A 26,520-nucleotide genomic window follows, 5' to 3' on the forward strand; every position below is an offset into this window, starting at 1 on the left:
CGGTTTGGAGCCCGCTTCCGACAGCCGACTCCGGTGGACCTACCACCATCTCCTGCTGAGCTTATGGCTCAGTGTTTGCCTGCATCCATGCTGGCGTTTACTGGCGCCTCTACGGCACACTGTCCCAGGTCCAGACTTGATTCGGGGCCGTCGCCGTTTGTGCACGAGGTTTTTTGTGATGCCCCTTTGGCCTTGAGCGCACTCTCTTTGCCAGTAAATCATGGTCTTTTAATATTCGGTAAAACGACGCTTCTGATGCATGGTAGATACCCCTGTCGGCCAGCGTCGGGACAATTTGATTGGGTGTTAGGCTGGCGAACTCTGGTTCATTACACAGATCAACAATCTTCTTTCTCTCCTCCTTGGAGAGCTTATTCGATGGTGTAGGCCGCACTGCACTTGCCCGCTCATCGCCGCAAACAACGCCATTTTTTACCCAGCGCTGAAGCGTCCTAATAGACAAGCTAATAGTTCGGCAAGCTTCTGCTTTTCGTGCGCCATTGGCGGTCGCATCATTGATCAGGCTGACTAAATACTGCCGCTCTGGAAGAGGTGTCAATCTTCCTCGCTCGGTTCCCCGAGGGCATTGTACTTTTCCCGCAACACCAATAATGCGGCTGTTTCAGCTAGGGCTTTTTCCTTGCGAGCCAGTTCTTTTTCTAGTATCTGGATTTTCTTCCTATCGGCTCGACGCAAGCTGTCTTGCTTATGCTTACTTTCAGGCTTAGTCAGATGGGCTTGCACAGAAATAGCTTTCCATTTTTTTACCTGCTCAACATACAAACCATTTTCTCGACAGTAGGCCGCTAACTGATGCTCAGACATACTCGCAGTATCAATGACAAAAGAGAAAATTTGATCTGCTGTATAAACTTCATTTTTTGTCACCTCATCGTCTGGAAGTAAACCCTCATCCTTCAATTCCTGCCTCCACTTATGAACTGTGCCAACTGCTACGCTAAGCTCATTTCCGACTCGTCTCAAGGAATAATTGTAGGGAGGGAGCAGCCAAATACGGCCCTGCTCCTTGGTTTCTAAATCAACTAATAATGCTGGCATGATGTCTCCAAAATTTTAAAATAAAAATAGGCGACAACTAGCCTGACACAGGGGGAAATTCAGTGTTCATAGTTACAAAAATACGCAACGTCGAACAAAAGCCGCCCAATCCGACACTGATCGCCGCCACATCGCCCGGATGACGCTGCTTATCCGTCGCCCAGTGTGTCTGCTGGGGCTGGCTTTTGGCTTGCCCGGTGCTTAATGCTTAAGTTGGGGGCTGATGTGATTGCCTCCCAAGTGTGCCAGGGTTTTCAGCGGCATTACTTAAATAGTTAAGGCTGTTGTTTTGATGTTATTGATAGTGGGATACATTCGCAAATATGACCTTTGCAGTACTAGGATAAAGAATGCGCTGTCCGGATAGTCATCCCCTGGAGACTTACACCATTATAGACAAATGTAAAGGAATCCACGCAAGGCAATCCGATGGCAAAAGTAGGCAGCGTTATCGAAGGCTACGACGAAAAACACCTGTGTCGTGATCGTTGGGGCATGGCCGTTGATCCTGATTTGTTCGGCGAGGTATACGAGGGGTAGCAAAGTCTGTCTGGTGCATGGAAGCCAGGGACACAATTCTAACGGTTAGTTACCAGTTAGTCCAAGACGCCTACATGGTCAGGAGGTTAGTCAGTGGTGGGTTCTCGTATTCCGCTTGGCTTCGGGGGTCGGAATGTATTCGATGCGGACGCAAAAATTAACAACATATTTAATGTCGAGGAGGAGTGATGCAGCAAGAAAAAAAAGAGGTCTCTATTTGGTCTGGAAAAGTGTTCAGCTCTGGATGGGTAGAAGCGCGAGGTGGTGTCTCTGATGTTACCGATCCATCCAATGGCGGTCTGCTTGGTGTTACGGGCATTGCAAATGGTGAAGATGTCGCCGCTGCTGCGCAGGCAGCCAGGCGAGCTCAAAAGGAGTGGGCTGCAATACCCTTCAGTGAAAGAGCCGAGATTGTCCGAAAGGCTGCGGAAAAACTGAAAGAGCGCGAAAATGAGTTCGCCGATTGGAATGTGCGGGAGTGCGGCGCGATTCGACAGAAAGGCTTGTGGGAGGCCGGGATTACCTATCAGCAGATGCACCAGGCTGCGAGTTTGGCGTTCTTGCCTGACGGTACGTCGTTTCCATCGGCTGTTGCAGGGCGCCTGAACCTTTGTCAGCGAGTTCCAGTTGGCGTGGTCGGCGTGATTGCACCGTGGAACTTCCCGCTGTTCCTGGCAATGCGTTCGGTAGCGCCAGCGTTGGTGCTGGGTAATGCCGTAGTCTTAAAACCTGACCCTCAGAGTGCAATCACTGGAGGCGCGCTCATTGCCGAAATCTTTTCCGAGGCTGGTTTGCCAGATGGCGTTCTCCACGTCCTTCCGGGGGGGGCAGAAGCGGGCGAGTCAATGGTGGCTAGTCCGGGAATTGACATGATTTCTTTTACCGGGTCGACCCAGGTGGGCCGGTTGATTGGGGAGAAATGCGGGGGAATGTTGAAAAAGGTTGCGCTTGAGCTCGGCGGAAACAATGTCCATATCGTTTTGCCTGATGCAGATCTTGATGGAGCCGCCAGTTGTGCTGCATGGGGCACATTCTTGCATCAGGGCCAAGTGTGCATGGCCGCCGGGCGTCATCTGGTACATCGTGACATTGCTCAGGAATACGCAGAGAAACTTGCGCTTCGTGCCCAGAATCTAGTGGTCGGAGACCCGAAGACGGATCAAGTACACCTCGGCCCCCTCATCAACGATAAGCAGGTAGCTCGTGTTCATGTACTCGTTGAGTCTGCGCAAAAGGCAGGCGCTAAGGTCTTGGCAGGAGGTACGTATCAGGATCGCTACTACCAAGCTACCGTGATAATGGATGTAAAGCCGGAAATGGATGTTTTCAAGTCTGAAATTTTCGGTCCAGTGGCACCGATCACAGTTTTCGACAATATAGAGGAGGCGATCGAATTGGCGAACAGTTCGGAATATGGATTGGCTGCGTCTATTCATACTGAGGCCTTGGCGACGGGGCTAGAGATTGCGAGGAGTTTAAAGACAGGAATGGTCCATATCAATGACCAACCGATCAACTGTGAGCCACATGTTCCTTTCGGAGGGATGGGGGCTTCGGGTAGCGGTGGAAGGTTTGGCGGACTTGCAAGTATTGATGAATTTACTAAGTCGCAATGGATTAGTATGGTTGAGAAGCCAGCTAGTTACCCATTCTGAGTTGACAATAATAAGTAGGAGAGATATATGGATGCGCTACGTTATTACCTGATTCCTGTTGTAACTGCCTGCGGGCTGATCGGATTTTACTATGGCGAAGATTGGGTTTGGCTTGGCGCCGCCACGTTTCCGGCGCTGATGGTGCTTGACATCCTTCTGCCGAAGGATTTTGCGGCCCGAAAGGTCAATGCGTTTTTGGCATACCTTCCTTTATATTTGCAATTGCCAATGATGATTGGACTATATGGCTTCTTGATCTGGGGAGTCCGAGAGGGGCGTATCGATCTTGGTGAGCCCTCACAAGTGATAGGATGTATTCTTTCCTTGGGTTGGCTGAGTGGTGTGCCTACTCTGCCGGTCAACCATGAGCTGATGCATCGCCGCCACTGGTTGCCGCGTAGGATAGCGCAGCTATTAGGCACGTTTTATGGTGATCCGAGCCGGGATATTGCACATGTCAATACGCATCACCTTTATCTAGATACGCTTTATGACAGTGACACTCCATACCGTGGCCAAACTATATATAGTTTTGTGTTCACTGCAACGGTAGGTTCTGTCAAAGACGCACTGAAGATCGAGGCCGAAATTTTGCGCAAAAGAGGGAAGTCGCCTTGGCACCTCTCCAACAGAGTATATCAATACCTTGCGCTCCTGTTTGCCCTGCCTTGCTTGGTTGCGTACTTGGCAGGACCGGCTTTAGGGTTGATGACGGTTGCTGCAATGATTGTAGCGAAAGGACTTGCCGAGGGTCTTAACTACTTTCAGCACTATGGATTGGTGCGGGACCCCAATCAGCCCATCCTTCTACATCATGCTTGGAATCATATGGGCAGGATCGCTCGTCCGCTAGGTTGCGAAATTACTAACCATATCAATCACCATTTGGACGGATATACGCCGTTTTATCAACTGCGCCCGGAAAGGGAGGCCCCGCAAATGCCCTCGCTCTTCCTCTGTTTCCTGCTAGGGCTAGTGCCGCCGCTTTGGTTTAATCTTGTTGCGAAACCCAAATTGAAGGATTGGGATCTGCAATATGCCACGCCCGGTGAGCGAAAGTTGGCCGTGGAGGCTAATAAAAGTGCAGGCTGGCCACTAGGTTAATAGCAGTCAACGTGTAGAATTTTTTTGATGTTGGCCGTAGAAGCCTATGGAGCAAAATGGCTCTACGGCCTTTTTTATCAAAAGAATTTGTGTGCCGGCGGACGCGTCATCTCCCCTGCTGCCATAAACGCCTGGAGCAAAGATGTCGTTCTGGTATTTGCACAAGTAATGACCACGAAGTTTTAATGATGGACGCTTGAATATGTTTGAGAAAATCATTGGCCTATTTGCTCCTTCTCGAGAACTAACTGTTTCTGTGAAAGAGCAAGGAGTGAAATTTAAAGTTCCACGAGGTCTGACAATTTTGGAAAGTGCGCTGCATCAAGGGCTTGCGTTTCCACATGAGTGCAAAGTTGGAAGCTGTGGTGCGTGTAAATATAAACTAGTCTCGGGGAAGATAGGCGAACTGGCATCATCTGCTATGGGGCTAAGTGGTGATTTATATCAGTCTGGATATCGACTGGGTTGCCAGTGTATACCTAAGGAAGACTTGGAAATTGAACTGGATGCACCACTCGGAAGGGCTATTATTCCTGAAGAGACCACAGCCTCGATTAGTGAACAGAAAACTCTGGCACATGATGTAATCGGATTGACTCTAATACCAGAAAAACCAATATCTTTTAATCCTGGTCAGTATGCTGATATTGAATACACAGAACTGTCTGTTGTAAGAAGTTATTCATTTTCGACTCCACCCCAAGCTGACGGCAGCCTGAACTTTCATGTCCGCGTAGTCCCAGGAGGCGTTTTCAGTGGTTGGCTATTTGGTGGTGATCGAGCTGGGACCACCGTGACGTTGCGAGGCCCGTATGGACAGTTTGGGTTTCATGAGAGCGATGACGTGATGGTCTGCGTGGCTGGGGGAACGGGGCTCGCACCCATTAAATGCATTTTGGAGAGCATGACCGGAACCCAGCGCGAGCGTGATGTTTTTTTATTTTTTGGGGCGCGGCAGCAGCGTGATTTATATTGCCTTGAAGAAATTCAAGCGCTTCAACGGGATTGGGGTGGACACTTCGAGCTTATTCCAGTGTTGTCCGAAGAACCGGCGACATCGTCCTGGAAAGGAAAGCAAGGCATGGTGACTGAATATTTTCAAGAATACCTGCAGGGGCGGTCGTGTGAAGCATATCTCTGCGGGCCACCACCGATGGTTGACGCAGCTGAAACCGAGCTTCTTCGACTTGGTGTAGCTCACGGATCGATATATGCAGATCGTTTTTATAATCGAACTACTGCGACCATGCAGTAATGCTGGAGCGAAAGAGGGAATTACCTTTTTGGTTAAGCGCATCCGGAAAAGAGTGTGTTGAGCTTGGCGCGAGATGATGGGTGGTTTTTAAACTGTATGATGATTCAAAAACGGAGATGAAAATGAAAATAAAAGCAGCAGTTGTTCGTCAAAAAAATGGTCTATTTGAACTCGAAGATTTAGTCCTTAATGAGCCCGCTGAGGATCAAATTCTGGTTCGAGTGGTTGCGACGGGAATGTGTCATACCGATCTGATTTGTCGTGATCAGCATTACCCGGTTCCTCTTCCAATGGTGTTTGGGCATGAGGGGGCAGGCGTGGTTGAGAAGGTTGGATCTTGTGTCAAAAAAGTACAGCCGGGCGATCATGTTGTTTTGACTTTTTATACTTGTGGTGGTTGTGAAGCATGCCTTTCCGGTGATCCCACAAGTTGTGCCAACTCTTTCGTCCCCAATTTTATGGGGCGCTCAGTCACCGGTGAGTGCACCATTCATGAACACGATGGAGAGGAAGTTGGGGCGAGTTTTTTCGGGCAGTCTTCCTTTGCGACCTATGCTTTGTCTTACGAACGCAACACAGTGAAGGTCACTCAAGACGTCCCACTTGAACTCCTTGGGCCGCTCGGGTGCGGCATTCAAACTGGCGCAGGGTCTGTTCTCAATGCACTCAATCCTCCTGCGGGCTCCGCTATCGTGATCTTTGGTGCTGGGGCCGTAGGTCTTTCTGCAGTGATGGCTTCCGTCGTGGCCGGATGTACGAAAATCATTGCTGTCGATGTTAAGGAAAATCGCCTGAAATTAGCTCATGAGGTTGGGGCGACCCATGTGATTGATGCAACCAATACTGATCCAGTTGAGGAGATCAAGAAATTATGCGCTGATGGGGCTTCGTATGTGCTGGAAACCAGCGGTTTGCCTTCCGTGCTTTCGCAAGCGATATTGAGCTCCGCCATAGGTGGTGAGATTGGTATTGTTGGTGCACCACCAATGGGGACCACAGTCCCTGTTGATGTTAATTTTTTACTATTTAACCGTAAGCTCCGAGGAATTATTGAGGGTCAAGCTGTTTCGGATATATTTATTCCAAGATTGATTGATCTGTATCGTCAAGGAAAGTTTCCCTTTGATAAGTTAATTAAATTTTACTCATTCGACGAAATTGATCGAGCTGCTGAAGATTCGGAAAAAGGAATAACACTTAAGCCGGTAATTCGTATGGCTTAAAAGGGATAAGAGGTCCTTAAAGCCTCAGTGCGCCGTTCTTACGGATGGCGTACAACCTGCTCATAAGTTGAAAGGCTTATAAATCCAGTTTCATGTTGTTTATGCCAAAAGGAGGCATGATAAGCTGAAATGGTAGTCCATTAAACAAATATAAAAAGATGGTGAAAGGGTATGCGATTTAACATATTCAATAATTGCATTATCGGTCTGGTTCTGTATGTGATCTCATGCTACGCGGTAGCGATGGAGGGATTGTTTCTAGAGGGTTTTGGAGCGGTTTCCAGGGGTATGGGAGGAACGGCCGCATCTTATTATGTCGGGCCTGCGTCAATGATGGTTAACCCAGCGACGATGGGTTTGTCCGATACGACAGGTAAAGTGTTGCTAGGGTTCGACCTGATTACTACGGATATTAGCGCGACGAATCTTGGCACAGGTGAAAAGGTATCATCGAGTACGCACTCACATAATCGAGGGCCATATGTAGCCCCTCAGATTGCCTTTACCAGTAAAGTTTCAAATTGGACCTTTGGTGCGGGCATGTTTGCTCAAGCTGGAGTGGGTGTTGAATATGGTGAATCTAGCTTTTTGTCGCGCGGCGATATTGGTGAGACGGGCTATGCTGCCGGTGCTGATACGGGGCTCGAGAATGCAAGCCCCCCTGTGTCAGAGTAGTTGTCGCCTCTAATTTTCCAGTTAGAGGTATAGTATGGCAGTATCATTTACATCATCGTTTAAGCAGCAAGCGGTAGAGAAAGCACTGAGCCGCAATCTGGGTGTGGGACTTGAGAGCCTTGCCAACGAGCTAGGAGTGGGTTACTCAACCCTCCAGCGGTGGGTCCGGGAATCAAGTGCAGCAATGCCCCTGGGCGCAGCCAATACACGACATCCAGGAGAGCAGATGACAACAGCAAAACGACCACAGGATTGGCGCGCCGAAGAGAAGTTAAGCGTGGTGATTGCCTGCGGGGCACTGGACGATCTGGGTATCAGTGCGCTTTGTCGGGAAAAAGGGATTTACCCTCATCATATCGCGCAGTGGAAAGCAGAATTTGTTGAAGGCGCGTCGGGCAAAGACAAGGCCGATGGCCGCGCACAAGCCAGGCAGCTTAAGGATGAAAACAGGGCGTTGAAGAAGGAGTTGCGCCGTAAAGAAAGCGCGCTGACGGACCTTAGCCGCGCTTCGTGTCCCGAAATGGCGTGAAACGCGATTCAGTTACGGAGTCGGTCACCCCTCCTTTCGACGCTGTATTGTGCGATAGGGCGGGGTGTTTGGGGCGGTGAGTTCTGACCGGCATTCTAAAAACATTACAAATCGAGGATGAATCGATGGAACTTATACAGTGGGCATTCTGGGTGCTGGCGGCTGCTGCTTCGGGCGGGCTGCTGTTCGCGCTGCTGTCGGCAATGAAGGTGCGTTATCCCTCATGGTTCGGCGTGGGGCATGGCGTGCTGGGCTTTGTCGGTCTCATAATGCTGGGATATGCCTTGTATACCGCCGGACCCGACGCCACGATTCCGCAGACGGCATACTGGGCGCTCGGCCTGCTGGGCGCGGCGTTTCTGGGTGGGGCGTTGTTTTTTGGCGTGGTGTTCCGCCAGGCCAAACCCTGGTGGGCGATCCTGAGTCACGGCGGCTTAGCGCTGGCCGGCGTCGTCGTGCTATTTTTTGCCGCTTACTGAGGTGGGGCGCGTCCCTTCCTGGCGACTTGCACCATTACTGAGCCTCCGGGCCGTCGACGTGAGCAACCTGTCGTTTTCGGGGTATTGCGAAAACGACAGGGAGTAAGGACTTTATTCGTAAGCACTTACTGATACCGAGCATTCTGGAATGATCACCACTGGCCTCTTGTTTGGGCGTTCAGGCTGTAGAAAAATATCTCAAACCCACGCCACCGTTGAATTCCTATTGTAAAATAAACGCTTCACCCGCTCGCTTATCGGTTCGTTTATGGCCAATTATCTTGATGACAATCTCCACCAAAGTGTATTTCTCGATATAAATTATCTGGAAGTACTTGGTGATAATACGTTTGAGTTTTGCCTTTACCAACTGATGACTCATACCCTTGATCTTCAGGCGTTTGATAAGCGATATAAAAATAAAAATGTGGGCCGCAAAGCCTAATTGAATAATATCACTGTATACCCTATTAAAAGACGGCATGAAACCAAAGTTATACGCGACTAATAAAAAATAAAATCAATAGCTTATAGTTACACATCGGTTGATTTATCCGAAAACAGTCAAGCACCCAAAGATCAGCAGCTGGGCCTGTTTGCTGACCGTACATCCTGTCATCGCTGGTGGCCAAACCAGTTCCGGGTATTGCTCTCAGGGCTCGCATACACCCTGTTGGAGGCTATGCGTCGCCTCACACTGGAGGGCACCGAGCTGGCCACCGCTCAACCCGGCACCATCCGGCTGAAATTATTTAAAGTCGGCGCCGTCATTCTGCGCAACACCCGCCGTATCCGCTTCCTGCTCAGTTCCAGCTATTCCCACCAAGCACTCTTCACTCAAGTCGCCTCAGCCCTCAATACTTCCTGAATCCCGCTGAGTGCTGTCCCCGGCACGTTGACAAACAATGGGGGTAAGGGGGAGGTGCGCCTTGGCAAAACAAAACTGAGTAATATTCGATCAACCCGACGCAAAAAGGCTATCCCATACCGTTAGGCATCGTCATTGGCGCACCAACGCGACACTCGTGAAATATCCGGGTTAGATAAAAATTTGAGGTCAATTAAAAATGTATCGCGGCTCAAGCACCGTCTGCGGGTGACTTTCAACCAATAGCGGTATATATGATTTTTTCGTCAACAGAAACAGCTTATTAATCGGGTTAAGATCCTTGCAATGTGAGGTATCAGATCTAGACTTAACCATTCCAGCTAATCGCTGTATGTCGACTATATGGAAAACCCTGCTGCGTTCACGACGTCATTTTTTACGAATCATGGGTAGTTTTAGCCACCCGCGCAGTACTGGGACAGGGATATGCAAACCTTCTTCAGGCTTCAGCTGGAAGCCTGGAAGCACGTCTACCAGACACTCAAAGGCTATTTGTGCCTCAAGTCTTGCCAAGGCTGCACCCATACAGAAATGGACGCCCTTTCCCAACGACAAATGATCATTGGGGCTTCGCTCTAGAATAAAGCTTTCCGGGCTTTCAAAATGCCTCTCATCCCTATTAGCTGAGGCAAACATTATCCAGACATTGTCATTCTTTTTGAATTTCTTTCCCTTGTATTCAAGATCTCGAGTTACTCGACGGAAGAGCCCATTTACCGGCCCTACGTAGCGAAGTGCTTCTTCGACAAACTGAGGAACCAAGGTCTTATCGTTTTGTAACTTTTCGATAATCTCGGGTTGCTCTTGGAGTACAACCGCAGCGTTTGTTATTAAATTTGTAGTGGTCTCGTTGCCGGCAATCCACAACAATTTACTAAACCCTAAAAGTTCATTCGGTTTTAGCTGGCCGCCATCTTCATCGGCCAATTTAACGAGCGACGATATCAAGTCATCTGCAGGATTGAATCGCTTTTCCTCGATAATTTCATATAAAGTATCGTTCATTTCAGTTGTAGCATTAAAACGCTGTTTTTCTGTATAGCTTTCGCCAGCACCAATTCCCAATGCCTCATTCCAAAATTTTAGCCGATCGTAATAATCCAAAGGAATTCCTAAAAGCTTTGCGATCACAGCCACTGGTAGTGGGCTTGCAAAATCTTTGTATAGATCCACCGCTTTTCCTGCAGATGATTTACTCTGTAAGTCAGCCATCAATTGAGCTGCTAATTCGCGTATTTCAGACTCCAATTGCGCTATACGACGTGATGTGAAGCTTTTAGAAAATATAGAGCGCAACCGGGTATGTTCTGGCGGGTCGTTTTGAATCATCGGCAAAAAGCCTACGACGTCCTCAGCTGAAGTATTATCCGCTCGCAAACCACCGCCTGGACCGCTCGAAGATGAAAAGTCTTCCGGCCGCTTTGCGAAATTATCCACGTCCTCATAGCGAGTGACTACCCAAAAATTGAATTCCTCGCTCCAATACAGCGGGGCTTTCTCTCTCAACTGTTGCCAGTACGGCTCAGGATTGTCGATATAATCCGGATCCAGCATGGGAAATAATTCTGTTGCCACGGTCTTCTAGCTCCTGCTCATCAACGTGTCTGCCTTTTCTATTCGAAAATATAGCAATAGACCCCTTGCGTAAAAATAGCGATATCTGACGGAATGATGGATATGTGTGATCTAGAGAAGTCGTGAAGAACATGCGAATAATTCTAGACTCCACCCACTCTGTATTTTTAAAATAGAACGTCAACAGCCAACAACAGTTTGTCAGCCTCGGCACGCGGACTGGTAACGCCTCAGTGAGTAGATCCCCGCAGTGGTTTAGTAAATTATCGCAGGTCTTCGGCAAAGTCGGAGCCACCGAAGTCAACAACCCAGTAAGGATGGGGTGCTGCAAAGACGGACAAGAGCGAGACGGGTTGCCCGGCTGCATCAAGAGATCAACGAACAAGTGGACACCTTCTTGGAGAAATTATTTACGTTATCGGCATTGCCGGAGGTCGATTTTAAGTTGATAGTGCAAGCCGAAGACTGAGTAACGATACTGCCAAATTAATTAGATATTTTTTAATATTCGGCGAGAAAAATTGAAGTATTGAACCCGTATTAGACAAGGAAACTTATGATGCTATTCGTGAATAAAAACTCAGTGCTTTTGCTTAGTCTTTGGCTCGCCGCATTCTGCGCGATTGCCGACAGCCCATTCACAGCCGGCCCTTGGGAGCAGGTGAGGGAACGGGACGGCATAACGGTGTACCAGCGGGAAGTGCCCGGCTGGGGTATCAAAGAAGTCCGCGCTACTGGCAACGTTGCCGCTTCTATGCAGGATTTGTTGGAATTCATCAGTGACGTGAAGTATTACAGCAAAATTAACGAAATCGTTTCGGTAGCTGGCGTAGTCCAGCAGAACGATCCGGAGAAGGATTATTACTTCATTGTCCTCGATATTCCCTGGCCGACCACCGATCGCTCCGCCATATATTCCCGACAGGTTAGCGTCGACAAAGAGAAGCAGCGTATCACTATCTCCGATAAGGCCGATAGCGAATTGGATATCACACCAGCGATGGAAGACACAGTCCGTATCGTGCGGTCAATGCAGGAATGGAAACTGCAGAAAATGGACGACTGCACCACGAAAGTCTCTTTAACCTCACTGACTGACCCAAGTAGCCCTATCCCGGCATTCCTTATCAATTCGATGTCGGTTGACGCGCCTATGCAGTCGATTGCCAACCTTCAGAAACTCTTGCGTATTCCGGCGAAGTTGAGCGCGCATCCCGTTGACGGTGACCGGTGTGCTCATACCCTTAACGCTGGAGCGGTTGTCTTACTCTGAGCAGTCACGATCCCCCTGTGTCAGGCTAGTTGTCGCCTATTTTTATTTCAAAATTTTGGAGACATCATGCCAGCATTATTAGTAGATCTAGAAACAAAGGAGCGTGGCCGAATTTGGTTGCTACCGCCCTATAATTATTCCTTGAGACGAGTCGGAATATGCAGCTCAAACAAATTCAGCTGAATCACTCTCAATATCCGCTGTACCGTCCAGCCCGTTCGCGCGCTGTGACTAGCAAAGGCCACGAGCAAGTAGGTAATCATCGCGATCCACAGCTGCGTGAGGACTTTTGTTTAATGCTCCGTTAAAACTCATAAATGATATCAATGCCGTAGGTGCGTGTTTCACCCCAAATAACGGCCCGATCACTGTGCGGTATGTTATCAATGGCGGTTATGACATACTCCTCATCGGAGAGGTTTTTGCCCCAGAGTCCGAAGTTCAGTGTGCCAAAGTGGCTGACGGGCACCCGGTTGAGGCTCAGGCGGCCATTCCACAAGCCATAGCTGCTCCCAAAGGTGTTCACAGCATTTGCCAAGCGCGGACCACCATTGCGCTCGTCCATAAAGTTGTAGCTCACATTCGCTGATAGCACGCCCCAGTCCCAGGCGCCGATTGTCCAGTCTGCAGAGGCAGAATAGCTGTGCTTGGGTGCGGAGAAGAAAACAAAGGTGTCTGTAATATCATTACCGGCATTATCTAGAGCCTTGGTAATCTCGGCATCGAGGTAGGCGTAGTTGAACATCAGCATGAGGTTTTGAGTTGCCAGGAAGGTGATATCGGATTCGAAGCCCTTCATTTTCGCCTCGCCGGCATTGGTGACCTTTGTGTCGGCGATGGTGCCGGCAAGAATGAAGTTAAGCTGCATATCTGTATATTCACTGTAAAACAGGTTGGCATTAATCCGCAGGCGACGACCCATCAGCTCACTTTTGACTCCAGCCTCAATAGAGTCCACGTGCTCCGATTCGAAGCCATCAGCAAAGCCGAAGCCGTAAACGATGCCGTCGGCTGCGGGCTGGTCGGTGTCGTCACCGCGCCCTTCGGGGGTAGTGAAACCTGATGGCGTGCCGGTGGAGCCGCGCTGAGGGTCTCGGGTGTTGAATCCGCCCGACTTGTAGGCTTGGACATACTTGCCGTAGAGGTTGATGTCATCGGTAAGGTCATATTCGGCAATAAAACTGAAGGAGCTGTCAGTGAAATCCTTCGACGCAAAAATGTTGTCAAAGGCGCGGTCGCCCGGCACCAAAAAGTCTAGCCCTGCCAGAATGGGTGCCAAGGGGCCGAGGGTTTGAACGTCGAGGGCTTGGTTCAAGATGCCGATTTGCAGGTAAGTTTTGTCGGTCTGATTTTTTAGTGCCTGCCTAGAGTCCTTGGAATAACGACCGCCAAACGTCAAGCTCAGGCGTTCATCGAACATGCTGGGGGTCCACGTAAATTGGCCGAATACCGCCTTAGCAGTATTTTCGATTTCGTAGCGCTGAGACAGCATGTTGATGATTGTGACGTCGGTAAGATTAAGCACGGTTCCCACGATTGGCGCCAATATTGGCTCCAATACTGGAAGGAGGGTGTCGCTTAGCTCCGAGCTAAACTGGTGGTGGAGGGGAGAATTGTCTTCGATTGCCTTTTCTTCGAAATAGTAGGCCCCGACGATGTACTCCACGGAGTCGTTAAATAACGACCCTGCAAATTGCAGTTCGTGGGAGGTCTGTTCCTGCTGTATCACGGGCACCACCAGTGGCAGACAATTTTCTCCGGTTTCCGCTCGTGCGGCTGGGCCACAGAATTCGTGAGAATCGGTGCGGTAGCGACCCGAGCCGATACCCCCGCCGAGGTCAGCGTAGGAGGCGTCGTAAAGCTCCCGGTATGCGGCGATATATTTCACCTGCACATTTTCAAAGCCCTTCGTTAGAATGAGCGAGTGCCCCTCTATCTCGGTTTCCGAGGTTTCCATGGGGCGGAAGGTTGCCATTGAGTCAAAGCGGTCTTCACTATGTTTGGCTTGGGTAACCGAGAATTCTCTGACCGGCTCTGCCTGCCCTTTGTTTTGCTCTGCGGGGCGAATCGACTGATACACGTAGTTGATGTATTCATATTCAGACTTGTCGTAGGCGTAGTCCAAGGTCGTTGTATCGCTGATATCCCAGCGGAGGTCTATGCGGTAACCTTCGACTTCACGGTCGCCGAAATCGCCGCCCGGGCCAGTATTTTCGATAAAGCCATCTCTCTTTGTAGTCAGGTAAGCGACCTTGGCTGCCAGGGTGTCGCCGAGTGGAATATTAGCGGTGGTTTTGGAGCTGAACTGGTTGCGATTACCAACAGTGAGTTTTTCTTTGAATTCAAACGCTTCTGTCGAGGGGCGCTTGGTGATCAAGTTAATCGCGCCGCCCGTGGTGTTTCGACCATACAGCGTGCCTTGAGGGCCGCGCAACACTTCAATGCGTTGCAGCTCGGCCACATCGAGTGCGGTACCGGTGGAGCGCGCAATGTACACACCGTCTACGTAAATACCAACCGGCGGATCCTGAGTGACCTGAACGTCGGCGATGCCAATACCGCGAATAAAGATACGTAAGGTCGCGTTATTGATGGGGAAAGGTTCGATGGTCAGGCTGGGTACTTTTGAGCCGATATCATTCAGATTGTTGATGCCCTCGATTTCAAGGCGCTCTTCACCAAAGGCGGTTATTGAAATTGGTGTGTCCTGAAGTGATTCGTCTCTTTTCTGTGCAGTGACGATAATTTCTTCTAGCCCGCGAGACGAATTTTTTTCCTGACCGTAGCTCACCTGAGAGGCCGTACCAGTGAGTAGAAAAAATCCTGTAGAAATAGCTACTATATTCTTCACGTGAATTTCCTTTGATATTTTTTTATTGTATTGAATAATCATTATTACTAAAGCGATGATCGGATTCGAAAGCCCTCTTGTGCAGATAACGCGTGTATTCTTGCATTCGAACAACTGACAAACAGACACAGCGCGCGAATTATCCGAGCGCACCTCTGGGTGGAATCAGCTAAGCCGTAACACAAGGGAATCCTTTCCACCGTCAAACGCTTGACCTTGGCCAATGCTGGCGAACGACGACAGACGTATCTATGCAAAGTATGCGCGCCGTCCGATTGTCTAAGACATAAACTCTACTCCGAAAAAAACCTCGTATTGGATGTGTCGAATACGATTTAAGTTCTCAACTCAGCCACGATAGGGTTGTGCCCGTCGTTGTTTCCATGAGTGCCATTTCGACGCACGAAAGCATGAGCAAAGATGTATACGATTCGGATACACTGGAAATATCTCAAATCAGGAGCTGCCTAGGTTCAGGTTGACAGACAGGGCTGGTACCTCTTTTAAGATCTCAATGTAGCAACAAACATTTCTTCGTAGAATGTTGTCATATGGATAAATGATGGATTTATGTGATACGAAACTTGGCACGCTGAGCTATTATTATGCTGGATAGAATAAGTGTCTTTTTAGAGTCAGGTACAGTTTATGAAAGAAAGTGGAAATTTCCGTGTAGATCTGGTCAGTTGCGAATATGTTTGGGTAAATAAGAATATTGGCAATGTCCCCATGAACACCAAAGAGTGGTGTCTTTACTATAATGCCGAGGTTACCGCGGCTTTGAAGTATGAAGGTCGCCAAATTTTTCTTGAGCCAAATTGGATCTATTTAATACCGCCGCATACGGAGGTATACGGCACACTACTTTCATCGTCGTTTCAGTTGGTACTTTATTTCTATCTACCATCTCTTCACATCAACATAGAATCCGGTATCTACAAGGTTCCAGCGATAGACATAGTGATTGATCGGGTTACTCGGCTCAGCTCTATGGCAAAGAAAGATCGATATGGCTTGATTGGACAACTTTATAGCAATCTTTTAGTTAGTTACACGTTAAGCCAATTAGATATCACATTGTCTAAAAGAACAGTAATCGATCATCGAATTCAAAAATCAGTAGCCTACCTGAATCAGTCTTACACACAGCATATCTCCATCGAAAATCTCGCTCAAAGTCAGAATATGACAAGAGAAGCTTTTAGTCGCCTTTTTAAGAAAGAAATAGGTAAGCCACCTTTCGATTACATTAGCAACCTAAGAATGAATAAAGCACGATTGCTTATTCAAAATTCAAATCAATCGATTAAGTCAGTCGCACAAGTGGTGGGATACGACGATCAATACAATTTTTCCAGGGTTTTTAAAAAGCATTATGGCATGTCGCCAAAATCTTACAGACTATCCCATCCTAAAGAGTAAACTAGGTAGTAAGGTGGAACTTATGCGAGGCTTGCCCGCACTGCTATTGGGCGTAGCTACCGCCACAAGCTGAACGAACCGGCTGAAGGCGCGATACGGACGTATGAATGCTTCGGTCGGCGGCGCTGCCAGTAGCAGCCGCCAGCTCAGTACTATAATTACTGCAATTTGTAGCGCAGTCGCTTCACCTAATCGATTTACAGGATTGTCATCGAATGCAGGTTGCAGATACGGAGAGATCGCCTCACGATTTCGTTTTGTGATCCGATGAGATCGGCGGCCAACTCCCGTTAAAGACTATGTTAAAGCTGCTTGCAGCGGCTAACTGATCTTAACGGTGTTGTTATTTCAATTTTTATCAGACCTGATATTTACGGGCTCATTAACGCCAAATGATTTTCGCCACTGTTCGATATATGTCCACGACCATTTTCCCGCTGGAATCACATCATAAGCAGGATCAAAGAATTTTGATGACACACCAATTCCTTTGCGGAAGTAGTTCAATAGTTTAATAGTATCAATCATTGCATTAAAACGATAATTCTTAGGCGAATACAGCCTCTCAAGCTCAAGGATTATTTTCCAGCAATCGGGAATAAATTTAAATACTATATTGTAAGCAGCACGTATACGTGTTTTGTATGAACTATCGAGATTAGATAAAAGACTAATGGTTACAGAGTGATGTTCTAATTCTTCACACCAGTGCCATTTAAAAACTTCGAGAACCTTTTTATCGACTGTTTGATCTTTATAAAAACCGGTATCGATAAAAGTTAATTTAATAACAGAAAAAAATAGATGCTCCAATGCGGCTGCAATGGCCAAATTATCCAGGATGGATAGATCTTCAGTTAGTCCGCGCATCGTTTTTTCTAGGCTGGAGTTTTCTCCGATGTCATTAATTCCAAGAGCCTTATTCAGCTTTATATGGATATGTGTGTGCTCTCTTTCTTGTTCTATAAACTCATTAACCAGAGTTTGAAGCCATGAATTACCTTTAATAATTTCCTCATTTTTATAAGCTAACACTGAGCGCATAATATATTTTTCAGCTGAGGGAGTGATCAAGGAAACTGCTTCCCAAAAAACCCGCATATGTCGCGTGTCACACCAAGCATCGGAGGTGTTTTCGAAGTTGAAGTCAAAATTGATTTTTTTGGAATGAAATTGAATAGCTTCTATTGTTTTCATCTGCGTACCCTTTTTTAGCAAAATCAAGCTCAAAGTTTTCTAGTGTGCCGACAGAATCATAGTTGCTTCGGCGTTATTTACGTCTGTAAATCTGAGTGCCTAGTTCGTTATGATAGATATACTAAACAGAAAGTAAAATGAATTAATTGCGTTGTTTAATGGACTTCTGTGATGCGCCCCACTTATGTCGATGTCGGGTTTGGTTGGTTAGCATTACATCCATCTCTCTATTTACCCCTGCTGAATTCGTCGACTGTGTCAATTTCCGATGCAATCGAACGTCTTCCCTTTTTGTTTGAAATACACGTTCAGGAAAAAGCCCGTGGCTCATAGCACAAAAAAGTCTGACGAACCGTGCCAGCAGAGCGCTGGTGCGATGGCTCGCCCGACGTATTACCCTAAACGCTTCAAATGTAGCGGTAGATCATCGACCGGCTTGGGTAGTGGAATAGTCTGAAGCTTTTTTCCGGAATCGGCCGCCAATGAGAATTCATAGCGAGGCAGAAATTGGTGAACAAAGCTCTTGGTCTGCGTCAACGCGAAGTGCATACCGATGCATTTATGGGCTCCGCCGCCGAAGCCGACAAAACTGAATGGATGGCGCTTGTGCTCGTTGCGAGGCTCCAGCCAGCGCTCGGGATCGAAGGTGTGAGGATTATCCCAGTACTCGGCCATACGGTGGGTATACTGGGGCACCAAGAACAGAAGGGTGTTGGCAGGGATGCGATAACCGCCGAGTTCGCAGTCGCGAATGGTTCGCCGCTGAGCTACCATTGCCGAGGGGTGCAATCGCAGAGTTTCCTTCACCGCCGCGTCGGTCAGCGGCATCTTTTCGAGATCGTCGTAATCCAGAAACTCCTTGTCGATCGACATCGCTTCCTCGCGCAAACGCTGCTGCCACTCGGGATTTTCCCCAAGATGCAGCATCAGGTGGCTGAGGGCGCTGGTAGTGGTGTCGTGCGCGGCGAAGAGAAGGAAGCTCATGTGTGCGATAATGTCTTCATCACTGAAGCATTCACCGTCCTCGGTGGTTTCCCTGGTGAAATAACTGAAGGTATCGATGCCGTCGCTGCGACGTCGCTCCTCAATCAACGAACCGAAGAATTCCTTCAGATGGCGCTGGGCCTTTTTCCCCCTAGCGTATTTGGTGCCTGGTATTTCCTTGGCGAAAAAACCCAGCAGGCCGTTGGCGATGTCCAGGAAGGCATGATTCAAATTGGCGGCGCGATCATCGTCTTTGTCCAACCCCACAAATATTGTAGCGGCCACATCCAGCAGGGCTTGCTTTATGGATGGGAAAAATAGGAAATCCTTACGACCGTCCCAGCTTTCCACTGCCTCCTTGAACATAGGCCCCATCGTGCCGAAGTAGCCGCGCATGGCTTCGGTCTTGAACGCGTTCTGAATAATTCGGCGCTGGAAGCGGTGTTCGCCATGGTCCCGCAGCAGCAGCGCTCCTTTGTAGAAGCGGCCCAGAGTGCGCGAGTACCCCATCTCAGCCGAAAAGTTTTTGTCCTTGTCGAGGTAAACCTCCCTGTAAAGATCCGGACCGATCAGCAGTACCCCCTTTAGGTATGCTACTCCTAGCCGCGATATTGGCCCGTAGCGGCAATACTGCCTGTCGATGGTGCCATAAATATCTTTCATCATCTCGAAGAAGTGGCCTATGACGGGACGGCCAAAGGAGCCGGGAATGTGTTTCAGGTCATGGTTGTCTGCGGCCTTCTTATAGTCGTCCAATTCAGTAACGCTCATAATAGAGTTCTTCACCTGTTTGGGGTGTCGGTACGGTTGTGCGAATACATAAAAAATTGGCTCCGCGGCTCTCCAGTCTGCTTATTTGGTTGTTCCGTGTATGCATGTCGGAACATTGGTGGAAGTCCTGCGGTGTGCTCATCTGTGCTGCGATCCTCTGCTTAAAAACCGCCATCTGGCCCACTGAAAGAGAACAGTTCACCCGGTCGTCCTACGAACTTTCAGTCTCCCCGTAATTGGTGACAGCCCAATAATTGGACTTGTGGGTCCAATACAAGTGGGACTTTCGCCCTCAACTGTTGCCTGTAATGCGCAGGATCAACGAGATTATTGGGATCCAGCATGGGAAAAGAATTTTGGCCATGCGCTTTTAGCTCGCGCTCACCAAAGTGTTGGCCTTTTCACGTGGGTAATCTAGCAACAGGCATCTCGGAAAAAAATAGAGACATTTGATCTAAAGATGGATACCTGTGATATGAAGGGTGTGGTGAGATGTGTTTATTCAGTCAGTAAAGATCACGTTTTGTCACGACGTCTAAAAGCAGCTTTGGTGAACGCTTAGGGTAACACTTATAAAAAGCCTCCATCGAGATTGCAATTGAAGGGGATTCCCCGGACTTTCTGCAGACCATGAGTTACTACTTTCCTGCGAACGTTAATGATGCCATTGCTGTTGGTTCATCTGGAGAGTTTTGCCACACAACAGCGCTGACCGTATGAACACGTTTTCCGCTTCGAACGACAGTGGCACGGCTAAACAAACTTTTATCACCTAAGGCAGGACGAAGGTAGCTCGTGTTTATAGAAAGCAATACGCACTCTTTAGTCTTAGCAGAATTTATGACGGCGAGCGTCCCGGTCAGCTCAAGAACACCTGAAACTACGCCTCCGTGCCACGCACGCAACAGTGGGTTACCCGTAAAAATATTCTGCCACCGGGTTACGCACTCCGTCTCTGGCATTGAAGTAATTATTTCGGTCCCGTAGTTACAGGCATAAGGCGTTTCTTCAAGAAAATCGATAAGCTTCTGGTTTATCATTCGGCGTGCCTACTGCATTTCCATGCCAAGCACGGGGCCCGGCGTGTCAGATTTAAATATCCCAACAGCGTTGCAGCACATTATTTTTGAATTTACCTGATAAGCCGCCGCACCAACATAGATAAAATCCTCCGCATATTGATAGCAACTAGCTTCGATAACCAAGCCCCTCCCAGGCTCAGGTTTGCGCATGTAATCGACTCTTAGATTCACGGTCGCGATGGCTGCCGGCTTGCCGAGATGAAGCATCACCGCACAGCCGCAGGCGCTATCAATGGCCGTCGCTATTGCGCTTGTATGAAGACTGCCATTTTCTATTGAGTCAGCATGCTTACTCTGAAAAGGAAGATGAATTTTAGCGATATCTCTCTCTATTTTGGAGCGTCAATCCAAGGTCACGATGCGTACCAATATGCGTGAAGAACATATCAAATAACTTTTCAGTGCTGTCAATACCAGTTTTTCCTTGCTCAAACACCATATCTTCCTCATTTAGATATTTAATAAGGCTCCGGATGCTCGAGGCATGCCTAGCATAGCATCGGTAGCTGCACGAAAGTCACAGCGTCGCGGAAATAATTATCACTAAAAGTCCTTGCATCTTCTCTGTTTGTCCGAACCTGCAATTAGGTAAGCTCACGGATGCCGACCATACGTGGCATATACGAATCCATTTCGCTACCCCCATCATTGTCAAGCTCTACCTTCCCGGTTAAATTCTCGCTCACCTTGGCTAACATAGCGATAAATTGCTCACACTGCTCAACACTAAGCCCGCGCAGTGCATCGGAGTAAAGTCGTATTGATTTTGCACGCATTGGCGCGACTAGCCGATCAAAAGCTTTAGTGATGTATATAAGATTGGCCCGCCTGTCTTCAGAGTGTGGACGCCGCTCTATCAGGCCCTTTTCCTGTAGGCGGTCGACAACTTTTCCCAGCGTGGCCCTGTCCATATCGGCCAATTTCGCAAGATTAGTCTGTGTGTACCCATCTTCCCGATAAAGCTGTGCAAGCACAAGCCACTGTGCTCGAGTCAAACCCAAGTGTCGGATACGAGCATCGAAGGCCCGCCTCATCAGGCGTGCTGCATCGTCTAGCAGGTATCCCAAATTCCACTCTAGATCCTGTCGCTTCATGGAATAACCTCTGTTTACATATGTTATGTACACTTATATTATGCATAACGCATTATTGCAAGAGGGTATTCAATTGCGCCTCATAAGCAAATCGATTTTTCTTGTGTTGTTGCTACCGATCGCCGCTTTTCACATTGACAAAGCAACTGCATCGGCAGAGAACGACCTTACTGAGCAAACGCCGCCGTCCGCGCACGCTCAACTGCCCCAATTAGCCTTACATACCGTCACTACAAAAAACGTTGTTAAGTCTATTTTAGTAACCGGTACGATAATGGCGGCGAAATCCAGCAATATTGGCCCAATGATCGAAGGAACGATAGAGAAAATCTATGTGCGCGTTGGCGATCGAGTAAACGCTGGCGACGCCCTATTTCGAACGCGGGACGTCGTGCTCAAGTTACAAAAGCAGGAACTTGTTGCTTCATCCGCCCTATACGCGGCCGAGCATAGAAAAGCACAGATTGAATTTAAACGGGTTTCCAATCTGCGCAACAAGGGAGTGGCGTCAGAAGCACAATATGATACCGCGGCCGCCGCTTTAGAAACTGCGAGAGCTCGTGTCGATATTACAAAGTCAAAACTCGCACAAGTTGACCAGAGTCTCGAAGATGCTATCGCCCGCGCGCCCTACCCCGGAGTGATCACTGAACGGTTTGTGGACGAAGGCGTTTTCATCTCAAGCCGAGTTTCTGGCATGGGAAACTCGGCTGTAGTCCAGGTAAAAAAGGCTGATCCTGTCGTAGCGGTCTGGAGTATACCTGCCAAATACTTACCTGAAATCACGTTAGGGACGAAAGTCGGAATCCATATCGATGGTATACCGGATGTAATTGAATCCGAGATTCACATTATTAACGATCGAATCGATATAGGCTCTCGGTCAATTGACGCCCGTTCAGTTATCAACAATGACGGCTACAAAATCAAACCAGGCCTTTTCGCGCGAGCCGAGATTTTTCCCAAGCCGCACAAAGTCGTCCTCCTCCCCCGTTCTTTATTGCGTGGCCCGCCCAACGATCCCTATGTCTTGCTCTACGATAATGGCAAAATACAAATACGCCACTTAACAATACGTGACCACAACGCTGATTCGGTTGAGGTGCTTAGTGGACTAGAGGCCGGCATGCGCGTATTGCCGCGCTCACACCGTACTGACGTTTCTGACGATCTCGGCATGACCAGCCAAGAAGGATTGGAAAACTGATGTGGATTTCCGATCTCTCTATTCGACGACCGGTCTTTGCAACCATGCTAATCGGAGCACTGGTTGTACTTGGATCGATTTCGCTAGTGCGCTTAGGTGTTAATTTTTTCCCCGAGCTGGACATACCCTACGTATCTGTAACCACAGCGCTGGAGGGAGCATCTCCGGAAACTATCGAGACCGAAGTCACTGATGTTATTGAAGAAGCGGTAAACACCATAGCGGGTCTCAAGCTCCTCCGCTCTGTGAGCTCGGAAGGACTGTCGCAGGTCTTTCTCGAATTTCAGATGGAGGACAACCTCGATGTTAAGGTCCAGGACGTCCGGGACAAGCTGGACCTTGCACGGCGTAACTTGCCCTTAGATATCGAGCCACCCATTGTCGAGAAGGTCGACCCTGCATCTGCGCCGATTTTGTCCGTCATGATCGCAAGCAAAGTTCCAATCAGTGAGCTGACAGTGTTTGCGGAAGACATTGTTAAGAACCGCCTCCAACGCGTCGCTGGCGTTGGAACTGTAACCGTAATTGGCGGACGTGAACGGCAAATACGAATTTGGCTAAATGCAGAACGCCTGCGCGCTTATGCCTTAACCGCCGATGAAGTAGTTCAGGCTATAAAACGAGAACATGTGGAAGTACCGGGCGGCCGCATCGAAACCAAGAAGAAAGATCGTGAATTTGGCGTGAAGACAAAAGGCGAGGTCGGATCTGTCCGCGAATTCGAAGAGCTCATCGTCGCCTTCGACCGCCAAGCGCCTATTAAGCTCGGTGACGTGGCCCGCATCGAGGATGGGCTGGAAGATGAACGCACCTACGCAGAGCTGGACGGTCGCATCGGTATTTCTCTTGATATTCGGCGGCAGTCTGGCACAAACGTCGTGGCTGTCGCCAACGCCGTTAAAGAGGCACTCAATGAGGTGCGGGCGTTAGCCCCCGAGGGAACCACTATCGTCACGGCTCAGGACAGATCTCTTTTTACCGAGGCCAGCATTCGAGACACATTTTCGGACATGATTTTCGCCATCGGTCTCGTGGGTATCGTCACCTGGTTCTTTCTACTCAGCATAGGTGCAACCCTGATTGTATCTATCGCCATGCCATGTGCATTAATAGCCACATTTTTTGCCTTCTATACCGCGGACTTCACCATCAACATGATGACGCTGATTGCCCTCGCCATGGCCATCGGTCTTCTGGTGGACGATGCCATCGTTGTGCTTGAAAGTATTCAGCGGGACGTAGAAGGTGGCATGAGCCCCACGGACGCAGCCTCCCATGGAGTCGATCGAGTGGGCGGTGCGGTCATTGCGGCGACAGTAGCAATCATGGCAGTTTACGTGCCCATCGCTTTTATGGAAGGCGTGATTGGCCGATTTTTCCGTGAATACGGATTAACGGTAGTCTTTTCCATTGGTGTGTCGCTACTCGTGTCGCTCACACTCACACCTGCGCTGTGTGCGCGAATTTTAAAACCACAAGCGCACATAGGCGGCATCAGCTCCCGAATCGATAGGAGCCTGTCACGCCTGGAAGACTGGTATGGTCGAATGCTGAACATCTCCATTCGCTACCGCTATTTTGTGGTCACAGCCGCGCTGGGTTCCGTGGTGATTGGCGTGCTCGTCGCACAACGCCTGGCCATCGATTTCGTCCCTTCGTTCGACAGATCAGAGTTCATCGCTGACGTCGAGTTGGAGCAAGGCACAGGCATATCCCAATCGCGAGAGCTCGCGATGCGCGCCGCCACTGAGCTCGCAAAGATAAAACATGTTGATAACGTATTCTTCACCGTCGGCGGTAGCCAGGCCGAGCAGGTGAACGAGATTAGTTATTTTGTCAAACTTGTCCACAAACAAGATCGCTCGTCGGATCAATTTGACGTGATAGCCGAAGCGCGCAAGGTACTCTACAAGGTCGTACCTGAGGCCAAAACGATCTCTGTTTCTGAAATGCCCATCATGACCGGTGGGGGTCTTACGTCCTTTGATATGGAATATGCGTTGATAGGTCCAGACCTTGGGGAGCTTGAACGGATTACCGAAGAAGTCATGCTACGTATGCGAGAAACCGACATCTATGCGGATATACACTCCACGTACAAAATTGGCCGCCCAGAACTACAAATTGAAGTCGATCGTGCCAAAGCGGCAGATTTAGGCGTCTCGATCAAAGGCCTGGCCAACAACGCGCGTATTATGCTGGGCGGAATGGATGTCACTTCCTATGAGGAAAACGGAGAACGGATCGAGGTGCGCGCCCAGATGGAGGAAGGCGACCGCGCTGACATGCGCTGGGTCGAGCTCATTCAATCGCGGGCATCGGACAAGTCGCTCATCGATCTTGCCAATGTGGCCAATCTCCGCTTTGCTTCAGGCCCAGCCCAGATTGAACGCCAGTCACGATCCCGAAAAATCGGTATTTTCGCCAATACACAACCAGGCGTTGCGCTCGGGACTGCAACACAGGAGCTAGACCGCATCATCGCCGATGTCGGCCTGCCCGAAGGTTATTCCGGCCTATACCTTGGCCATGCCCGACGCATGCAGGACAGCACAGACGCCATTATTTTTGCCTTCGCTCTTGCCCTCCTGTCGCTTTACATGATCCTCGCAAGTTTATTTAATAGCTTTGTGCAACCCCTAATTGTAATGGTCACGGCGCCGCTCTCTTTTATAGGCGCCTTCACGATGCTTTATTTTTTCAATCAGCCCTTGAACATTTTTGTTCAGATAGCGCTCATTGCGCTCATGGGACTTGTTATGAAGAATGGCATCCTGCTAGTAGACCTCGCAAATCAGTTCCGCGAAGCAGGCAAGGCGTCAACGGAAGCGGTCTTGAGCGCGGGCCCTCAGCGATTACGCCCTGTGTTAATGACCGCATTGTCCACTGTCTTGGGCATGGTGCCCGTGGCGTTAGCTAATAGCGATGGCTCCGAACTCCGTAATCCCGTCGGTTTTCTCGTCATCGGGGGAATGTCTTCATCTACCATTCTCACACTTGCTGTTCTACCAGCCGCCTATGTTATCGCGGACGATGCCGCACGATCGCTACGAAAACTTAAAAGTGTAGCGCTAAGGTGTTGATTTGCAATTAAAACTGACCCGTTAGCGAGCGCAGCTTAAATCTGGGCTGGTTTGATGAAGCTGTATTAGCGGGAGCTGGGTGCGATAAGGCTGCACAGGAACTTGAGATACCCTTGCGCTCACTTCGCCGCTGGCGGGATGAGCAAGGTTCGGTGCTTGAAGATAAGCGACCAACGGCAATCCGGCCAGAGCCAAAGAATAAGCTCAGTGAAGCCGAGCGCGAGCAGATATTGGCAACATGTAATGACGAGAAATATGCCAGCTTACCGCCGTCACAGATTGTGCCAAGGCTGGCAGATGAAAGCATCTATCTGGCTTCGGAATCGACGATATATCGGGTGCTTAAAGCGGCAAGCCAGCAACACCACCGAGGCAAAAGCAAAGCACCGGTGAACCGTGCTAAGCCCACCAGTTACAGTGCCTCAGCACCAAACCAGGTGTGGTGTTGGGACAGTGTGCCGTAGAGGCGCCAGTAAACGCCAGCATGGATGCAGGCAAACACTGAGCCATAAGCTCAGCAGGAGATGGTGGTAGGTCCACCGGAGTCGGCTGTCGGAAGCGGGCTCCAAACCG

The 26,520-nt window shown here is 49.1% G+C and carries 22 protein-coding genes and 2 pseudogenes; 14 read left to right on the forward strand and 10 right to left on the reverse strand.

Features of this window, described 5'->3' with window-relative positions; translation table 11 throughout:
• Positions 1-109: 109 nt before the first annotated feature.
• Together O9X78_RS18125 and O9X78_RS18130 are read right to left on the reverse strand one after the other, a co-directional pair.
• On the reverse strand, positions 110-559 hold the full coding sequence (locus tag O9X78_RS18125; protein ID WP_269621132.1) for a helix-turn-helix domain-containing protein: 450 nt from the start codon (positions 557-559) through the stop codon (positions 110-112).
• On the reverse strand, positions 556-1,059 hold the full coding sequence (locus O9X78_RS18130; protein ID WP_269621133.1) for a hypothetical protein: 504 nt from the start codon (positions 1,057-1,059) through the stop codon (positions 556-558). The genes O9X78_RS18125 and O9X78_RS18130 overlap by 4 nt, the downstream gene beginning before the upstream one ends.
• A 728-nt stretch (positions 1,060-1,787) precedes the next feature.
• Here O9X78_RS18130 and O9X78_RS18135 point away from each other — a divergent pair.
• The 9 genes and pseudogenes from O9X78_RS18135 to O9X78_RS18175 all read left to right on the forward strand — a co-directional run.
• Positions 1,788-3,254 carry a benzaldehyde dehydrogenase gene (locus O9X78_RS18135; protein ID WP_269621134.1) on the forward strand — a complete coding sequence of 489 codons (1,467 nt, stop codon included), beginning with the start codon at positions 1,788-1,790 and terminating at the stop codon, positions 3,252-3,254.
• Between the two features lie 27 nt (positions 3,255-3,281).
• Positions 3,282-4,358: an alkane 1-monooxygenase gene (locus O9X78_RS18140; protein WP_269621135.1), complete on the forward strand. Its 1,077-nt coding sequence runs from the start codon at positions 3,282-3,284 to the stop codon at positions 4,356-4,358.
• 202 nt (positions 4,359-4,560) lie between these two features.
• Positions 4,561-5,613: a 2Fe-2S iron-sulfur cluster binding domain-containing protein gene (locus O9X78_RS18145; protein ID WP_269621136.1), complete on the forward strand. Its 1,053-nt coding sequence runs from the start codon at positions 4,561-4,563 to the stop codon at positions 5,611-5,613.
• 122 nt (positions 5,614-5,735) lie between these two features.
• A complete protein-coding gene (locus tag O9X78_RS18150) occupies positions 5,736-6,836 on the forward strand; it encodes an NAD(P)-dependent alcohol dehydrogenase (protein WP_269621137.1) in 1,101 nt (366 codons plus the stop codon).
• Positions 6,837-7,007: 171 nt separating this feature from the next.
• The gene (locus O9X78_RS18155; RefSeq protein ID WP_269621139.1) at positions 7,008-7,511 is read left to right on the forward strand and encodes an outer membrane protein transport protein; all 504 of its coding nucleotides are present in this window, start codon (positions 7,008-7,010) and stop codon (positions 7,509-7,511) included.
• A gap of 34 nt (positions 7,512-7,545) precedes the next feature.
• Positions 7,546-8,040 (forward strand): transposase, encoded by a 495-nt coding sequence (locus tag O9X78_RS18160; protein ID WP_269621141.1) that lies wholly within the window; start codon positions 7,546-7,548, stop codon positions 8,038-8,040.
• A 125-nt stretch (positions 8,041-8,165) separates the two neighbouring features.
• Positions 8,166-8,519, forward strand: coding sequence for a hypothetical protein (locus O9X78_RS18165; protein WP_269621143.1), 354 nt, complete (start codon positions 8,166-8,168; stop codon positions 8,517-8,519).
• A 268-nt stretch (positions 8,520-8,787) separates the two neighbouring features.
• Entirely contained in the window at positions 8,788-8,964 is a 177-nt protein-coding gene (locus O9X78_RS18170; RefSeq protein ID WP_269621144.1) for a hypothetical protein, read from the forward strand.
• 129 nt (positions 8,965-9,093) lie between these two features.
• Positions 9,094-9,387 (forward strand): annotated as a pseudogene (locus O9X78_RS18175) (transposase); the annotation flags it as partial.
• 390 nt (positions 9,388-9,777) lie between these two features.
• Here O9X78_RS18175 and O9X78_RS18180 read toward each other — a convergent pair.
• Complete coding sequence (locus O9X78_RS18180) at positions 9,778-10,983, reverse strand: cytochrome P450 (protein WP_269621145.1); 1,206 nt, start codon at positions 10,981-10,983, stop codon at positions 9,778-9,780.
• 556 nt (positions 10,984-11,539) lie between these two features.
• On the opposite strand from O9X78_RS18180, the gene O9X78_RS18185 reads away from it, so the two are divergent.
• Positions 11,540-12,256 (forward strand): START domain-containing protein, encoded by a 717-nt coding sequence (locus O9X78_RS18185; protein WP_269621146.1) that lies wholly within the window; start codon positions 11,540-11,542, stop codon positions 12,254-12,256.
• Between the two features lie 164 nt (positions 12,257-12,420).
• On the opposite strand, the pseudogene O9X78_RS18190 reads toward O9X78_RS18185, so the two are convergent.
• Positions 12,421-12,543 (reverse strand): annotated as a pseudogene (locus O9X78_RS18190) (IS4 family transposase); the annotation flags it as partial.
• 17 nt (positions 12,544-12,560) lie between these two features.
• Entirely contained in the window at positions 12,561-15,107 is a 2,547-nt protein-coding gene (locus tag O9X78_RS18195) for a TonB-dependent receptor (RefSeq protein WP_269621147.1), read from the reverse strand.
• Between the two features lie 648 nt (positions 15,108-15,755).
• Here O9X78_RS18195 and O9X78_RS18200 point away from each other — a divergent pair.
• A complete protein-coding gene (locus O9X78_RS18200) occupies positions 15,756-16,529 on the forward strand; it encodes a helix-turn-helix transcriptional regulator (protein WP_269621148.1) in 774 nt (257 codons plus the stop codon).
• 348 nt (positions 16,530-16,877) lie between these two features.
• On the opposite strand, the gene O9X78_RS18205 is transcribed toward O9X78_RS18200, so the two are convergent.
• The 5 genes from O9X78_RS18205 to O9X78_RS18225 all read right to left on the reverse strand — a co-directional run bounded on the left by O9X78_RS18205 (position 16,878) and on the right by O9X78_RS18225 (position 21,657).
• Positions 16,878-17,726: a metal-dependent hydrolase gene (locus O9X78_RS18205; RefSeq protein ID WP_269621149.1), complete on the reverse strand. Its 849-nt coding sequence runs from the start codon at positions 17,724-17,726 to the stop codon at positions 16,878-16,880.
• Between the two features lie 393 nt (positions 17,727-18,119).
• The gene (locus O9X78_RS18210) at positions 18,120-19,481 is read right to left on the reverse strand and encodes a cytochrome P450 (RefSeq protein ID WP_269621150.1); all 1,362 of its coding nucleotides are present in this window, start codon (positions 19,479-19,481) and stop codon (positions 18,120-18,122) included.
• Positions 19,482-20,119: 638 nt separating this feature from the next.
• Positions 20,120-20,521, reverse strand: a complete 402-nt coding sequence (locus tag O9X78_RS18215) for a PaaI family thioesterase (RefSeq protein ID WP_269621151.1) — start codon at positions 20,519-20,521, stop codon at positions 20,120-20,122.
• Between the two features lie 9 nt (positions 20,522-20,530).
• Positions 20,531-20,896 (reverse strand): PaaI family thioesterase, encoded by a 366-nt coding sequence (locus O9X78_RS18220; RefSeq protein WP_332108535.1) that lies wholly within the window; start codon positions 20,894-20,896, stop codon positions 20,531-20,533.
• Between the two features lie 251 nt (positions 20,897-21,147).
• Positions 21,148-21,657, reverse strand: coding sequence for a MarR family winged helix-turn-helix transcriptional regulator (locus O9X78_RS18225; RefSeq protein WP_269621152.1), 510 nt, complete (start codon positions 21,655-21,657; stop codon positions 21,148-21,150).
• A 40-nt stretch (positions 21,658-21,697) separates the two neighbouring features.
• Between O9X78_RS18225 and O9X78_RS18230 the strand changes: the two genes are divergently transcribed.
• The 3 genes from O9X78_RS18230 (at position 21,698) to O9X78_RS18240 (ending at position 26,411) form a co-directional block, all read left to right on the forward strand.
• Positions 21,698-22,864, forward strand: coding sequence for an efflux RND transporter periplasmic adaptor subunit (locus O9X78_RS18230; protein WP_269621153.1), 1,167 nt, complete (start codon positions 21,698-21,700; stop codon positions 22,862-22,864).
• Positions 22,864-25,947, forward strand: a complete 3,084-nt coding sequence (locus O9X78_RS18235) for an efflux RND transporter permease subunit (RefSeq protein WP_269621154.1) — start codon at positions 22,864-22,866, stop codon at positions 25,945-25,947. The genes O9X78_RS18230 and O9X78_RS18235 overlap by 1 nt, the downstream gene beginning before the upstream one ends.
• 113 nt (positions 25,948-26,060) lie before the next feature.
• Positions 26,061-26,411: a helix-turn-helix domain-containing protein gene (locus O9X78_RS18240; protein ID WP_435056067.1), complete on the forward strand. Its 351-nt coding sequence runs from the start codon at positions 26,061-26,063 to the stop codon at positions 26,409-26,411.
• Positions 26,412-26,520: the final 109 nt, after the last annotated feature.

Origin of the sequence: Zhongshania aquatica (genome assembly GCF_027257955.1) — a bacterium.
GTDB classification, from domain to species: Bacteria; Pseudomonadota; Gammaproteobacteria; order Pseudomonadales; family Spongiibacteraceae; genus Spongiibacter; species Spongiibacter aquatica.

What these genes read in the sequence shown, in the direction of transcription:
- O9X78_RS18215 (WP_269621151.1), bottom strand. Translation starts at nt 20,521, where the DNA reads ATGATAAACCAGAAGCTTATCGATTTTCTTGAAGAAACGCCTTATGCC.
- O9X78_RS18155 (WP_269621139.1), top strand. Translation starts at nt 7,008, where the DNA reads ATGCGATTTAACATATTCAATAATTGCATTATCGGTCTGGTTCTGTAT.
- O9X78_RS18235 (WP_269621154.1), top strand. Translation starts at nt 22,864, where the DNA reads ATGTGGATTTCCGATCTCTCTATTCGACGACCGGTCTTTGCAACCATG.
- O9X78_RS18145 (WP_269621136.1), top strand. Translation starts at nt 4,561, where the DNA reads ATGTTTGAGAAAATCATTGGCCTATTTGCTCCTTCTCGAGAACTAACT.
- O9X78_RS18130 (WP_269621133.1), bottom strand. Translation starts at nt 1,059, where the DNA reads ATGCCAGCATTATTAGTTGATTTAGAAACCAAGGAGCAGGGCCGTATT.
- O9X78_RS18205 (WP_269621149.1), bottom strand. Translation starts at nt 17,726, where the DNA reads ATGAAAACAATAGAAGCTATTCAATTTCATTCCAAAAAAATCAATTTT.
- O9X78_RS18200 (WP_269621148.1), top strand. Translation starts at nt 15,756, where the DNA reads ATGAAAGAAAGTGGAAATTTCCGTGTAGATCTGGTCAGTTGCGAATAT.
- O9X78_RS18165 (WP_269621143.1), top strand. Translation starts at nt 8,166, where the DNA reads ATGGAACTTATACAGTGGGCATTCTGGGTGCTGGCGGCTGCTGCTTCG.
- O9X78_RS18185 (WP_269621146.1), top strand. Translation starts at nt 11,540, where the DNA reads ATGATGCTATTCGTGAATAAAAACTCAGTGCTTTTGCTTAGTCTTTGG.
- O9X78_RS18150 (WP_269621137.1), top strand. Translation starts at nt 5,736, where the DNA reads ATGAAAATAAAAGCAGCAGTTGTTCGTCAAAAAAATGGTCTATTTGAA.
- O9X78_RS18225 (WP_269621152.1), bottom strand. Translation starts at nt 21,657, where the DNA reads ATGAAGCGACAGGATCTAGAGTGGAATTTGGGATACCTGCTAGACGAT.
- O9X78_RS18160 (WP_269621141.1), top strand. Translation starts at nt 7,546, where the DNA reads ATGGCAGTATCATTTACATCATCGTTTAAGCAGCAAGCGGTAGAGAAA.
- O9X78_RS18210 (WP_269621150.1), bottom strand. Translation starts at nt 19,481, where the DNA reads ATGAGCGTTACTGAATTGGACGACTATAAGAAGGCCGCAGACAACCAT.
- O9X78_RS18140 (WP_269621135.1), top strand. Translation starts at nt 3,282, where the DNA reads ATGGATGCGCTACGTTATTACCTGATTCCTGTTGTAACTGCCTGCGGG.
- O9X78_RS18230 (WP_269621153.1), top strand. Translation starts at nt 21,698, where the DNA reads ATGCATAACGCATTATTGCAAGAGGGTATTCAATTGCGCCTCATAAGC.
- O9X78_RS18170 (WP_269621144.1), top strand. Translation starts at nt 8,788, where the DNA reads ATGGCCAATTATCTTGATGACAATCTCCACCAAAGTGTATTTCTCGAT.
- O9X78_RS18135 (WP_269621134.1), top strand. Translation starts at nt 1,788, where the DNA reads ATGCAGCAAGAAAAAAAAGAGGTCTCTATTTGGTCTGGAAAAGTGTTC.